Below are 13,000 nucleotides of genomic sequence, written 5' to 3' on the forward strand. Positions count from 1 at the left end.
GAGCGCGCTATAACTTGTGTGTGCCCTCGCCCGTGGCGCGCTGAATCAAAAACCCGGGCACGCAGGATCAAGACTTCCAGCCCGTCAGGGGCCCTAATGGAGGCATCCGCTTCAGCGCCTTCCTTCACTTTTTCAGGCTGCGCCATGATCAACATCGAAACCCCTACGTATTACACCGCCACCAAGAAATACAACCTCAGTTTCCCCACCCTGGAGCAAGACATCGACGCGGATGTCGTGGTGATCGGTGGCGGCTTTTCAGGGATCAACACCGCGCTGGAACTGGCGGAAAAAGGCATCACCAATATCGTGGTGCTTGAAGCGCGCTACCTGGGCTTTGGTGGCACCGGCCGCAACGGCGGGCAGATCATGGCGGGCATCGGCCATGACCTGGAGAAGATCAAGAAGGACGTGGGCGAAGACGGGCTGCGCCAGGTGTTCGAGATCAGCGACCTGGGCGCCGATATCATCAAGAACCGCATCGCCAAGTACAACATCGATGCCGATTTCTGCCACGGCTACGGCTATATGGGCTTCAACGCCCGCCAGGAAAAAACTCTGCGCGCCTGGGAGAAGGACTTCAAGTCGGTCAACAGTCAGCATGAAATCCGCTTTCTCGGCGGCTCGGATGTGCAGCAGATCATCGGTTCCAACGCCTACACCAGTGCGCTGCTGCACATGGGCGGCGGGCATGTGCATTCGCTGAACCTGCTGTTGGGCGAGGCCACCGCGCTGGCCGGCCATGGGGTAAAGATCTTTGAGAACAGCCCGGCCCTGGAGGTCAGCTACGGCGAACGCATCACCGTGCGCACCGGGCGCGGTTCGGTACGCGCCGGCAAGTTGCTGTGGGCCTGTGACAGCTTTCTCAACAAACTCGAACCGGAACTGCACCGCTCGACCATCAACACCTACGCTTTCCAGATGATGACCGAGCCGTTGTCCGAAGAATTGATCCAGCGCATCAGCCCGATCCGTGGCGCCTACAGCGATATCCGCCCGGTGATCGACTACTACCGCGTAACCAATGAAAACCGCCTGCTGTTCGGCGCCGCGACGCCTTTGGTCGAGCATATTCCCGGCGACCTGAAAGCCTGGAACCGCCACCTGATGCTGAAGATTTTCCCCTACCTCAAGGACGTGAAAATCGACCTGGCCTGGGGCGGCCCGATGGCGTGCAGCCCGAATCTGTTCCCGCAGATCGGCACCTTGCCAGGGCGCAGCAATGCGTTTTTCGTGCAGGGCTATTCAGGCTTTGGCGTCACGCCCAGCCACATCATCTGCAAGGTCCTGGCCGAAGGCATGAGCGAAGGCTCGGCGCGCTATGACCTGGTCAGCTCGATCCGCCGCCCGACCATCATCGGCAAGGACGCAATTCGCCCTCTGCTGCTGACGGCGGGCAAATCCTGGCACCAATTGTCCGGCTACTGGAACGGGCGTCGCTAACCCCTACAAAAAATAATGTTGTATTTATCAGGAGCAATTGCCATGACCCTTACTGCTATCAAACATAACGTCCAGCTGTCGGAACTCGATGCCTGGGGCACCGTGGCCGACCTCGGCTCGCAGATCCTTGAAGGCGAGGTGCGCGCCTTCGGCAAGATGACCTTCGGCGCCCCCACCGATGCGGTCAGCAGCGCCTATTTCGGCACCACCCGGGGCAAGTTCCGCATGGTCTACCCCTTCGCCGAACAAGCTACCGTGGTCACCGGCGAGGTGATACTCACCGATGAGTCCACCGGCCAGTCCAACCGCTACAAGGCCGGTGACAGCTGGTTTGTGACCAAGGGCACGCCGGTGCTGTGGGAAGTGGTCAGCGAGAGTTTCGTCAAACACTACTTCGCCGTCGTTTAAGGAGCCTTGCCATGAGCACTTCTTCTGACTGGATCACCGTGGGCGCCCTGGCCGACGGTTTTGCACCCGAAGCGTTCATCCTGCCGAACCTCGCCGACCTGGCTGGCCAGACCTTCACCTTGCACTTCGCCAATGGCTGGCAGATCGAACACCGTTTCGAACAGGAGCGCCTGGCCTGGCACGCCGCCGACGGTCACTCCAGCGGCAGTGCAGCCTACCGCGCCAGCTCGATTCGCCCGGGCCTGTACCTGGTGGACTTCATCAAGCATGAGGCCGGGCAAAGCTGGTCGATCAGCCTGGTGCTGGACACGCCAACGGCCTCCTTTACCGCGGTGATTGGCCGTATGCCGGAGCCGGCAGAGACCCACGAAGGCCTCTACCACCGCGCCCTGGCCGGCAAACCGCTGACCTCGGTGCACGCCGAGTTCCTCCACGGCAGCCTCGACCGGCCGTGGCAGGCGGGCCATTGCCTGCACGCGCCGACCGACGAGCTGGTGGGCCTGCGCAACCAGTATCGCTACAGCCCCAGCGAGGTCTACGAGCACATCTACCTCAACCCGCAATTCTACGCCTGGCAATGCCTTGAGGGTGTGGAGAAAGGCTTGTGCGACACCGACCGCTGCCATTACTACAAGATCGCCGAGCAGCTGTACCTGTTCGTCTGGCAGGAGAAGATCGTGCCCACCCTCGGCCTGGTGCTGATCGACCTGCAACAACACCGCAGCGACGGCAAAATCTTCGGCTACGCGGGGGCATCCTTCGACGCGCTGTCGAACTTCCCGATCAGTTCCTATTGCCAGGTGCTCAACCGCACGGAGTACCCCCGTGACTGAGCCGCGCACGGTGGTGATCACCGGGGCCGGCACCGGCATCGGCGCCGCTTGTGCCCGGCTGTACGCGCAGGAAGGCGCACGGCTGGTACTGATCGGCCGGCGCCGCGAGCCACTGGAACAGGTGGCGCAGGCCAGCGGCGGCCTGATCCTGGTGGGCGATGCCGCCTGCCCCGACACCTGGGATGGTTTTATCCGCGAGATTCACGCCCACTACGGGCGTATCGATGTGCTGCTGGCGTGTGCCGGCGGTCATGGCCTGGGCAGCGCGACCCAGACCAGCCCGTCTACGTGGGAAGCGGCGCTGCGCAGTAATCTGGACAGCGCGTTCTACAGTGCCCGCGCCTGCCTGCCGCTGTTGCAGGCAAGCGCCGGCAGTGTCGTGCTGATCGGCTCCATCGCCTCGCTCGCGGCGGGGCCCGAGGTGTGCGGCTACACCACGGCCAAACATGCGTTGCTCGGGCTCAATCGCTCGCTGGCACGGGACTACGGCCCCCACGGCGTGCGCGTGAACGCGGTGTGCCCGGGCTGGGTGCACACGCCGATGGCCGATGCCGAGATGCAGCCGTTGATGGAAGCGTACGGCGACACCTTGCAGCAGGCGTACGAGCGCGTGTGTGCCGATGTGCCGCTGCGCCGCGCCGCCCGGGCCGAAGAGATCGCCAAGGTATGCCGCTTCCTGGCCAGCGACGACGCATCGATCATTACCGGGGCGACCTTGTTGGCGGACGGCGGGTCCAGCATCGTCGACGTGCCGACTCTGGCGTTTACGCGCCTGGAGCCTGCCCATGCCCAATGACCTGGATTTCAGCGGCCAAGTCGTGCTGGTCACCGGCGGCGCCCAAGGGATTGGCCTGGGCATCGTCCAAGCCTTTGCCCAACGCGGTGCGCGGGTGGTGATTGCTGATCGCCTGCTTGAACAAGCTGAAAGGGTGGCCGCTGGGTTGTGCGCGCAGGGCTATCAGGTCGAGGCCGTGGGCGTTGACCTGGCGCAAGCCGAGGCGGTATTCGCCTGCGTTAAAGGGTTGGCGCAACTGGATATTGTGGTGCACAACGCCGGGTATTTCCCGCTGACAGCCTTTGCCGACATCACCTCGGCGATCTTGCAACGCACCTTGGCGGTAAACCTTTCGGCGCTGTTCTGGCTGACCCAGGCGGCGTTACCGACGTTTCGCGCGCAAGGCCGGGGTTGCGTGCTGGTGACGTCTTCGGTCACCGGCAACCGGGTGGGTTATCCGGGGCTGAGCCACTATGCGGCGTCAAAGGCTGGGGTGAATGGGTTTATCCGCAACGCGGCGTTGGAACTGGCGCCGTTGAATGTGCGGGTCAATGGCGTGGAACCGGGCATGATCGCCACGCCGGCGATGAGCAACCTGGGCGATGCCGCGCTGAATGAGAGCATCGCCAGCCGTGTGCCACTGGGGCGTTTGGGCGCGGCTGCGGATATTGCCGGCGCGATGCTGTTTCTGGCTTCTGACCTGGCTGGCTATATCACCGGGCAGACCTTGGTGGTCGATGGTGGCTCCACCCTGCCCGAATAACGGGGACCCATGTGGGAGGGGGCTTGCTCCCGATAGCGATGGTTCAGTCAAATATCCAATGGCTGACACACTGCTATCGGGAGCAAGTCGAATCGTCGCACCGCCCCTCCCACATTGGATCTCCTGCAGCCTGAAGGATCTGTTTATGCCCCCACCGCCTGCAACCGGCTGGAGCGAAAATCCTTGGGCGACACCTCGAACTGCTTCTTGAACGAACGGCTGAAGTGCGCCGAGTCGGTAAAGCCCCACTTGTAGGCAATCGAGGTGATCGACTCGCTACGCAGGAAGGGGTTGGTCAAGTCGTCCGCACTGCGCTTGAGCCGTGCGCGCTGGATGTAGCGGCAGACGCTGTCGTCCTGCTCCTCGAACAAACGGTACAGGTGCCGCACCGAGATATTCAGGCGGTTGGCCAGGCCAATCGGGCTCAGGCCAGGCTGGCCCAACGACTCATCAATGACCTTTTGCACATAGCTGCGCAGATTATTGCCCTGCAACGCAGCAACGCCCTCGCGGCACTCATCGCCCTGCTCCAGCGCCGAGCCCAGCAGCGACACAAAGGCCGCCTGCAGCGCGTCCACTTGCGTGGCGTCGTCATCAGTGTCGTCCTTGCACAGCTGATCCATCAACACATGCAACATACGCCCACAGGCTTTGGTCGAGGAGATCTTGCCGAACGCCAGCGCCTGGCCGCCCAGGTGCTTGCACACCTCGGTGCGCGGCAACGACAGCGAGGCATGTTCGATCAAACCAAAGGGGGTGATTTCGATGGAGCCCACCGAGTCCATCAACAGCATCTCGCCGGGCGCCAGTTGCACGGTCTGCTCGTTCTGGGTGATCTGCGAATAGCCGCTGCGCTGGCTGACCAGGAAGCACTCCTGGTCATTGTCGTGATCGGCGTGGTGCGTCGGGCGTTTGATCAGCCCGGCATTGGTGCGCAGGATGGCCAGGCCACGGGGCAAATTGTGGATCTCGCCAATAAACAGCGAACGGTTGAAGGCCAGTTCGGTATCGAAGTGGCCACACGCGGCGCGCAGTTCGCGGTTCCAGCTGTCGAGCCCGTCGGGTGCATGCTGTGGGATGCTCATGGGGGTGTCTCCGCAGTGGCGTTCTTTTTGTTGTTCTGATGCAATAGTTAACATGTTATCTATATGCACGCAACAACAACCTGTTTGCCCTTTGCAGAAGCACTAATGATGCCAATCACAGCGTCGACAGCGCCCGCTTGATACCCGCCAACGCCGCCAGTAAATGGTTGCGTTGCTCAGGGCTTACAGCAATGTAACGCCGAAACGCAGGCATCCGGTTGACCACCTCACTCCCGCCCATATGTTCCAGGCGCACACACCATTGCCGGTCCTTGAGATCAATGCGCAGGCGCTTGAAATCCAGCGGCATCAGCGCCTGGAACAACCCGCTGTCGGCCAGCAAACGCGCCTGTAGCTCACACGCCAGAGCCTGGCTGCCGGAGCGCCGGCGCACGCGGATACCGTTGCGCCGAATAGCGCCGCCATGGTGCACCTCGAAGCTGCCAGCGCCACTCGCTGAAGCCGGTACGCGCAGGACGCACTCGGTCAGCACCAGGTGCATCAACAACTGCGACTCGGTGCGCTCGACAATCTCGAAGTTCACACCGTCCACTTCAAGCGTCGCCAGGCCCAGATCACGCCGCAAGCGCGCCAGGGTCACCCCAGGTCGATAACCGCTCGGTGCACGGTCTGCGCTGAACAGCTCACACAGTTTTTGCCGCAAAGTCGTTATAACCATCATGGGCAGGCCCCGGTTCATGACTGAATTCCTTGGCCAACACCTCCTCGACGCAGGCTGGCTTGAAGGGGTTGACCTTCTGCACCACCAGGGTCCAGAACAACGCATAGGTGGCGGTCACGCCGAGCATCACCCCAAACGGCACATAAATGTCGGCCGGGTTCATGCCGGGCGGGGTGATAAACCACATGCCCAGCAGGATGCCGATGCTGGAGACGATCTGCGGCAGCGGGAACCACGGCGAGCGATAGGCCCTGGGCAGGTCCGGACGGCGAATGCGCAGGATCACCACCGACAGCGTCACCAATAGGTAAGCAAAACTCCACGCGCACACCGCCGCCAGCACCAGGTGCATGATGTTGTCGGTATTGCCGCCCAGGTACAGCGCGTGCAGGCACGGGATCAGCATCGCCACCAGAATGCACAGCAACGGCGTCTTGAAGCGCGGGTGCAGATAGGTGAACACCTTCGGCAACGCGCCATCCACCGCCATGCCGTAGAGGATACGCGGCACACCGGCCATCAAGGTATTGATGGTCGCAGCACCGGCGAAGAGAAAACCGATACCCAGCCACAGCGGCCCGATCTGCCCCATCACCTGCTCGGCGAACCGGGGGATGGCCATGGGTGTGTCCAACAGGTGCACGCCGGAGGCGGCGTCGAGCACCACGTTTTCTACCTGGCGTTTCATCGCAGCGCCATAGATAAACATGCACGTCGCCACGCCCATCAGCCCGAGCATCATCGCCCGTGGCATGACCTTGGCCGATTGGCGCAGGTCCGGGGCCAGCGGGGTAACGAACTCGCAACCGACGAACATGAACATCGCCATGCCCACCAGCGACAGCACGGTGACCAGGTCGGTGCCCACCAGTGATTCCCCGAACCAGCCATCCAACTGCACCGCTGGCGCGGCGATCAGGCCCAGCACACCGAACACCATCAGGGTGGTCCACATGCCGAACGTGAGGATAATCTCTGCGCGGCCAAAGGCGCTGACCCCGAAAGCATTCAGCACCCCGAACACCAGCACGAACCCCACGCCCAGCAACCACGAGCCGCCGGCCGATTCTGCCAGGGTATTGAGGTGTTCGAAGTTCACCAGCGCCATGACCCCGGCGAGGATGGTTTCGGCGGTGCCGGCGAACACATGCACGATCAGATACGCCGACAGGGTGCCGGTGATCGCGAAGAACCGGCCCATGCCGCAATTGATGTAGTCGTACACCGAACCGGTGGTGGGCAGCATCGACGCGGCCTCGGCGAAGGTGGTCGCCTGGGCCAGCATCATCACCACGGCGATCAGCATCGCCAGGGCAAAGGCGCTGCCGCCAATGCCAAAACCCATGGTGGCGGTGAGGATCACCGGGCTTGCCATGATCAGCCCGATGGTGCTGGCCAACGCGGTGGGGAAACCTACCGTGCCTCGGTTGAGGTGCGCGGTGAGTCGGTCGTTGATCGACATGGTGGGGTCCTCGAAAGCGGTTTTTTTAGTGTGTCGGCACTCTGCGCCCCACCTGGCTCGATCGTCTTGCCCCTGTCTGCCGAAGGTTTTGTTGCTGCCTGCCACGGCGTATCGCCTGGCGGCCAGGGTCAACTGTCTGGCACGCATATGAAAGACTTGACCTGCGACCGCTCGCCCTAATGCGCCCTCACTCTTAACCAAGATGGGGACAATAACAATGGAGCACACACTGAAAAACCGCCGCCTGCGCCAGGCGGTCGGCCTGGGCATTGCACTGCTGGTCGGCCGCGCCCAGGCCATCGAGTTGTATGCCGATACCGACACCCAGGTCACCGGCAACTTCCTCGCCGTCTACGGCCTGTTCAACAGCCCGAAGAACTACGATGGCCGCAGCGGCGGCTCCACCTGGCGCGAGGGGTTCATCAAGTACGGCCTGAGCGTCGAGCAGAGCCTGGGCAAACTGGGCGGCGTATACGGCACGGCGAACCTGGTGAGTTCCGGCACCTGGGGCGACGGCGATGCGTCGGGGTTGACCAACGGCACGGAGCGCACCACCAAGTTTGACGAAGCCTTCGCGGGCTGGCGCTCCGGCGAGCTGTTCCCGGCGCTGGGCAAGGATGGCGTAGACCTGTCGTTTGGCCGCCAGATCATCCTGTTGGGCGACGGCTTCATCATCAACGACGACGGCCCCAACCTCGGCAATGGCGTAGGCGACGGCGAGTTCAATCGCGGCGGCGCCTACTACATTGCCGCGCGCCATGCCTTCGACAAGACTGCGGTGATTCGCCTGGGTGGCAAGGACGGCGTGCATGGCAGCCTGATGTGGATCAAGTCCGACAACCGCGCCCAAGCCAGAACCGAAATGGCTGCGGGCACCCTGGAATACAGCGCCGCCCCGGGCACCCTGGGGCTCACCTATATACACGGGATCGACGTGGATGAGCGTTTCGCTACCGACCTGCAACGCCAGCGCAAAGGCATGAACCTCTACAGCCTGCGCGGTGCCGGCAGTGCCGGCATCAACAACGCCCACTTCGCCTTCGAACTGGCCCGCCAGGACCGCCGCGACAGCCAGCAGAACGCTGGGTACGCCGAAGCCGGCTACACCTTCGCCGACCTGCCCTGGTCGCCGGACCTGACCTACCGCTACGCCCGTTATTCAAAAAACTGGGACGGCATGTTCGCAGGCTTCAACCGCGGCTATGGCACCTGGGTACAGGGCGAAGTGGCGGGCAACTATTCCGGCCCCTACAACAGCAACACAGCGGTGCAACACGTGGCGCTCAAGGTCAAGCCGCTGGAGAACCTCACCCTCGGCGCATTGTTCTTCGACTACAACACCGTCAGCACTCGCGGCCAGTTGAACCTCGATGGCCGCGAACTGGACCTGTACGCCGAATGGGCGGTGAACGAGCACCTGATCATCACGCCGTTGCTGGGCCTGTACAAACCCGACAAAGATGCCGACACCGGCGGTAACCAGGTCGGCGGCAGCGGTACCAATGTCTACAGTCAGCTGGTGGTGGCCGTACCGTTCTGAACCGTCTCGGGCGCGCACGGAGGCAGCGCCCGCACCTCGGCATAGGCGCCTTGATGATAGAGCAGCGGCGCACGGCCAAAGTCGTCGAAGGCCACCACCTTGCCGATCATGATCCAGTGGTCGCCGCCATCGATCTGCTGGTATTTCTCGCAGTGAAAGCGCGCCGAGCAATCGGCGAACACTGGCGAGCCGCCCTCACCCGGCTCGTATTCGATCAGGGCGAAGCGGTCTTCACGGGGGCGCGCAAAGTTGTTGGACAGGTGCACCTGGTCGGCCGCCAACACATTCACGGCAAAGTGGCTGGCCTCCTCGAACACCTCATGGCTATTGGAGCGTTTGTCGATGCTCCACAGCACCAGCGGCGGGTCGAGGGACACCGAGTTGAAACTGTTGGCGGTCACGCCGACCTTGCGCCCGGAAGCGGTGGCGGCAGTGACCACCGTCACACCGGTGGCGAAGTTGCCGAGGGCGCGGCGAAAGGCCCGTGGGTCGAAAACGTCAGACATGCAAGACTCCCGGGTGGCCGCTCGTGGCCGCCCTTATTGTTATGGGTGATAGACGCGGCTACACCATGCTCGGGTCGGGCTCCAGCCCCATCAGCTCACGGCCGAGGATCTGCGCGCACACGTCGTAGTCGGTATAGGCATGGGCGCCTGTCATATGGGAATCGCGGAACAGGCGCTGCATCTCGTTGTGCTCGAACCAGGCATTCCCGCCCGCAGCGGCGAACAGGCGGTCTACCGCGTCGATGCACATCTTGGTGGCGTAACCCTGATTGGTGCGCCAGAACGCCAGGGTTTCCCGCGTGGGGTAACGGTGGGCGGCGCTGTGTTCGGCGTGTTCCTGCCAGGTTTTTTCCAGGAACGCCCGGGCGGCGGCCACCTGGTGGGTGGACTCGGCCAGGCGCATCAACGCCGGGGTGGCTGCGCCGACGGCGGCGCCGGTGTAGGCGCGCACCCGCGTCCTGGTTTTTTCGCGAAACACCTCAAGCATACGCTCGGCCACACCGAGGCTGACGGTGGAGAAGCCACTGGCGAAATAGGGCCGATACGGCGCATAGAAAATCTGGCTGTCGGGGTAGAGGCCAAAGCCTGCGGACTTGCCTTCCATCATATCCTTGGCCTTCTGGATACGGTGTTCGGGCACCCAGGCGTTGTCGATGATCAGGGTCTTGGTGCCGCTGCCCTTCATGCCGGCCGCAAACCAGTCGTCACGAATCTGATAGTCACTGCGCGGCAACACAGCAAAGCAGTAATCCTGGGTGCCTTCGGCGTTCTGGCGACGGCAGCCGACAATCGCCCACTCGCCATGGTCACAGCCGCTGCTCCAGCCCATCTCACCGCTGAAGTACACCCCGCCCTCGCCCTCGGTCACCCGACCGAACGGTGCAATACTGCTGCTGGCCGTGGCATCCGGGTTGGCACCCCAGATTTCCTGCTGCAACTGGGCCGAGAACAGCGCCAGTTGGTGGCTGTGAGTACACAACAAGCTCATGGCCCAGGCGGTACTGGCGCAACTGCCGGCGAGCAAGGCGATGCAGTCGGCGAATTCGGGCAGCGTCAGTTCCAGGCCGCCGAAGGCCTTGGGCTGAAAGGCACGGTGCAGACCGATGCTTTTGAGCAGGGCGATATTTTCATCCGGTACCTGGCGCAGTTGCTCGGCACGGCTGGCATTCGCGGCAATGGCCGGCAAAAGGGGTTTGAGGTCTTCAAGGAGCGGGTTTGGCTTTTTCATGGACGGCCCTGCTTATTATTGGAAGTCCGACAGGCGTTCCGGATTGCGGAACGGCGCTGGATGCAGGGCCAGTATCGAACGGGCCGTGCAGGCGGGAAATGCACGTTCGGCAGGCAAGCTTGTACTTTTCACAGGCGCGGCAGGCACAGGCATAAAACCTGGCAGGCACAGTCAAGCCGCTTATCGGTGCGTTGGTTACCCTCGGGTTTTCTTTTGTGAACTGCCAGGAACCTGCCATGAGCGATATCCCGTTGCTGCCTCAAGTCGAAGCCTTTTTGCGTCGCCGCCATGGGCTGTTTATCGACGGTGTCAGCGTGCGCAGCCACGCCGATCAAACCCTGAACGTCATCAACCCTGCCACCGGCCAGGTGATCGCCGAAGTGGCCGACGCTGACCTGGCGGATATCGACGCCGCGGTCGCTTGCGCCAACCGTGGTTTCCAGCGATGGTCCCAGGCCGCGCCCGCCATACGCGGCAACGTGCTACTCAAATTGGCCGACCTGCTGGAACAGCACCGTGAAGAACTGGCGCAGATCGAAACCTGCCAGTCGGGCAAGATCATCCAGATTTCCCGCGCTTTCGAGGTCGACCAGGCCGCGCACTTCCTGCGCTACTACGCTGGCTGGGCCACCAAGCTCAGCGGCCAGACCCTGACCCCATCCCTGCCTTCATTCAATGGCGAGCGCTACACCGCCTTTACCCTGCGCGAGCCGGTGGGCGTGGTGGTTGGCATCGTGCCGTGGAATTTCTCGACCATGATCGCCATCTGGAAACTCGCCTCGGCGCTGGTGACCGGCTGCAGCATCATTATCAAGCCCAGCGAATTCACGCCGCTGACCCTGCTGCGCATCGCTGAACTGGCCATCGACGCCGGGCTGCCGGCGGGTGTGCTCAATGTGCTCACCGGCGGCGGCCATGTCGGCAAAGGGCTGGTGGAACACCCCGGCACGCACAAGGTTTCATTCACCGGCTCAGTGCCCACCGGCATCGCCGTCGGCCGCAGCGCCATGGGCGCCGGCCTCACCCGTGCAACCCTGGAACTGGGTGGCAAGAATGCTGCCGGCTTCCTGCCCGATATGGACGTGGACAAGGCAGTGGACGGCATCATCGAAGCGGGCTTTTTGCATTCGGGGCAAATCTGCGCGGCGGCCGAACGCTTTTTCGTGCACCGCTCGCAAATCGACGCCGTGCTGGAAAAACTCAAGACGCGCCTCGGCCGCCTGAATATCGGCTCACCGCTGGACGAACACACCGAATTCGGCCCGGTCACACACCAGCAGCACCAGCACAAACTGCTCGGCTACTTCAACCAGGCTCGCGCCGAAAACAACACGATCATCCACGGCGGCCACCTTATCGACCGGCCTGGTTGCTACGTCGAACCCACGGTGATCCTCGCCAACCACCTGCACGACACCCTGCTCAATGAGGAAACCTTCGGCCCTATCGCCACCTTCCTGCCCTACGATGACGAAGAAGAACTGCTGGCGCTGATGAACCACGGGCCCTACGGGTTGAGCGCCAGCCTGTGGACCAACGACCTGGGCAAGGCCCTGCGCATGATCCCGGCGATCAAGGCAGGCACCTTGTGGGTGAACATGCACACCTTGCTCGACCCGGCAGTGCCGTTTGGTGGGTGCCGGTCTTCGGGGGTTGGGCGGGAGTTTGGCAGTGCATTTATTGAGGATTACACCGAGCTTAAGTCGGTGATGATTCGGTATTGATTGGGGGCAGTGCAAGCTTGGACTTGATAGGTGTCGAGTGTACGTCAGACCCAATGTGGGAGGGGGGCTTGCCCCCGATGACGGTGGGTCAGTCACAGATGTATTGACTGACACTATCTCATCGGAGGCAAGCCGTACCGGACAACCTCATGGAGCTGGTCGAGCGCAGTAATATTTTCATCGCCATTGGACATGCGCTGTTCCCATTGCTCCATAGCCAGACGCTGAGGCATCCGTACTTTCCTCCTCTGTCAACGCCGTGACCTGCATCACACGGGTTCTATGCCGGAATTATCACCTTTGAGTACCAAAGTGACCGTACAAAAATTGTTTTTTGAATCAACCGACGAGCAGCGCCATCCTTACCAAAATGAGGCGCCGCCGCCGACGCGATGGCAACTGTTTCTCCACAGCAGATCGGGTGTGTAATCCACGGCAACAATGAGCAATGCCTGCTGCGGTTTGTGTGACGCAGGCATGCGCTATTGTCGTAGTACCAGCTTCACTACAACGGAATCATTGGCTTACTGTCGCAATTCGACTATCTGGTC

11 protein-coding genes and 1 pseudogene are annotated in these 13,000 nt (G+C 62.3%); 7 read left to right on the forward strand and 5 right to left on the reverse strand.

Annotated features, from left to right (window positions below):
* Positions 1 to 144 precede the first annotated feature (144 nt).
* The 5 genes from IH404_RS18425 to IH404_RS18445 are packed head-to-tail and all read left to right on the forward strand — an operon-like array spanning position 145 to position 4,222.
* Positions 145 to 1,443 (forward strand): FAD-binding oxidoreductase, encoded by a 1,299-nt coding sequence (locus IH404_RS18425; protein ID WP_032880375.1) that lies wholly within the window; start codon positions 145 to 147, stop codon positions 1,441 to 1,443.
* A 42-nt stretch (positions 1,444 to 1,485) separates the two neighbouring features.
* Positions 1,486 to 1,851 (forward strand): cupin domain-containing protein, encoded by a 366-nt coding sequence (locus tag IH404_RS18430; RefSeq protein WP_005789548.1) that lies wholly within the window; start codon positions 1,486 to 1,488, stop codon positions 1,849 to 1,851.
* A gap of 11 nt (positions 1,852 to 1,862) precedes the next feature.
* Positions 1,863 to 2,684, forward strand: a complete 822-nt coding sequence (locus IH404_RS18435; protein ID WP_194438699.1) for a molybdenum cofactor biosynthesis F family protein — start codon at positions 1,863 to 1,865, stop codon at positions 2,682 to 2,684.
* Positions 2,677 to 3,480 carry an SDR family oxidoreductase gene (locus IH404_RS18440; RefSeq protein WP_194438701.1) on the forward strand — a complete coding sequence of 268 codons (804 nt, stop codon included), beginning with the start codon at positions 2,677 to 2,679 and terminating at the stop codon, positions 3,478 to 3,480. Before IH404_RS18435 ends, IH404_RS18440 begins: the two co-directional genes overlap by 8 nt.
* Positions 3,470 to 4,222, forward strand: a complete 753-nt coding sequence (locus IH404_RS18445; RefSeq protein ID WP_194438703.1) for an SDR family oxidoreductase — start codon at positions 3,470 to 3,472, stop codon at positions 4,220 to 4,222. Before IH404_RS18440 ends, IH404_RS18445 begins: the two co-directional genes overlap by 11 nt.
* A gap of 143 nt (positions 4,223 to 4,365) precedes the next feature.
* On the opposite strand, the gene feaR is transcribed toward IH404_RS18445, so the two are convergent.
* From feaR to IH404_RS18460, 3 genes are all read right to left on the reverse strand, one after another.
* Positions 4,366 to 5,307, reverse strand: a complete 942-nt coding sequence (gene feaR / locus IH404_RS18450; protein ID WP_005789555.1) for a transcriptional regulator FeaR — start codon at positions 5,305 to 5,307, stop codon at positions 4,366 to 4,368.
* A 115-nt stretch (positions 5,308 to 5,422) separates the two neighbouring features.
* Complete coding sequence (locus IH404_RS18455) at positions 5,423 to 6,007, reverse strand: DUF3156 family protein (RefSeq protein ID WP_232289387.1); 585 nt, start codon at positions 6,005 to 6,007, stop codon at positions 5,423 to 5,425.
* Entirely contained in the window at positions 5,952 to 7,451 is a 1,500-nt protein-coding gene (locus IH404_RS18460) for an APC family permease (protein WP_194438705.1), read from the reverse strand. Before IH404_RS18460 ends, IH404_RS18455 begins: the two co-directional genes overlap by 56 nt.
* A 217-nt stretch (positions 7,452 to 7,668) precedes the next feature.
* On the opposite strand from IH404_RS18460, the gene IH404_RS18465 reads away from it, so the two are divergent.
* Complete coding sequence (locus tag IH404_RS18465; RefSeq protein WP_194438707.1) at positions 7,669 to 8,991, forward strand: hypothetical protein; 1,323 nt, start codon at positions 7,669 to 7,671, stop codon at positions 8,989 to 8,991.
* 32 nt (positions 8,992 to 9,023) lie between these two features.
* Here IH404_RS18465 and IH404_RS18470 read toward each other — a convergent pair.
* Both IH404_RS18470 and IH404_RS18475 read right to left on the reverse strand, forming a co-directional pair.
* Positions 9,024 to 9,497, reverse strand: a pseudogene (locus IH404_RS18470) (flavin reductase family protein); the annotation flags it as partial.
* Positions 9,498 to 9,555: 58 nt separating this feature from the next.
* A complete protein-coding gene (locus IH404_RS18475) occupies positions 9,556 to 10,725 on the reverse strand; it encodes a p-hydroxyphenylacetate 3-hydroxylase oxygenase component (RefSeq protein ID WP_194438711.1) in 1,170 nt (389 codons plus the stop codon).
* Between the two features lie 236 nt (positions 10,726 to 10,961).
* Between IH404_RS18475 and IH404_RS18480 the strand changes: the two genes are divergently transcribed.
* Positions 10,962 to 12,449, forward strand: a complete 1,488-nt coding sequence (locus tag IH404_RS18480) for an aldehyde dehydrogenase family protein (RefSeq protein WP_194438714.1) — start codon at positions 10,962 to 10,964, stop codon at positions 12,447 to 12,449.
* Positions 12,450 to 13,000 lie beyond the last annotated feature (551 nt).

Origin of the sequence: Pseudomonas sp. OST1909 (genome assembly GCF_015277575.1) — a bacterium.
GTDB lineage: Bacteria > Pseudomonadota > Gammaproteobacteria > Pseudomonadales > Pseudomonadaceae > Aquipseudomonas > Aquipseudomonas synxantha_A.

Coding starts and splice junctions, on each gene's coding strand:
- IH404_RS18425 (WP_032880375.1), top strand. CDS start 145: ATGATCAACATCGAAACCCCTACGTATTACACCGCCACCAAGAAATAC.
- IH404_RS18430 (WP_005789548.1), top strand. CDS start 1,486: ATGACCCTTACTGCTATCAAACATAACGTCCAGCTGTCGGAACTCGAT.
- IH404_RS18435 (WP_194438699.1), top strand. CDS start 1,863: ATGAGCACTTCTTCTGACTGGATCACCGTGGGCGCCCTGGCCGACGGT.
- IH404_RS18445 (WP_194438703.1), top strand. CDS start 3,470: ATGCCCAATGACCTGGATTTCAGCGGCCAAGTCGTGCTGGTCACCGGC.
- feaR (WP_005789555.1), bottom strand. CDS start 5,307: ATGAGCATCCCACAGCATGCACCCGACGGGCTCGACAGCTGGAACCGC.
- IH404_RS18455 (WP_232289387.1), bottom strand. CDS start 6,007: ATGAACCGGGGCCTGCCCATGATGGTTATAACGACTTTGCGGCAAAAA.
- IH404_RS18460 (WP_194438705.1), bottom strand. CDS start 7,451: ATGTCGATCAACGACCGACTCACCGCGCACCTCAACCGAGGCACGGTA.
- IH404_RS18465 (WP_194438707.1), top strand. CDS start 7,669: ATGGAGCACACACTGAAAAACCGCCGCCTGCGCCAGGCGGTCGGCCTG.
- IH404_RS18475 (WP_194438711.1), bottom strand. CDS start 10,725: ATGAAAAAGCCAAACCCGCTCCTTGAAGACCTCAAACCCCTTTTGCCG.
- IH404_RS18480 (WP_194438714.1), top strand. CDS start 10,962: ATGAGCGATATCCCGTTGCTGCCTCAAGTCGAAGCCTTTTTGCGTCGC.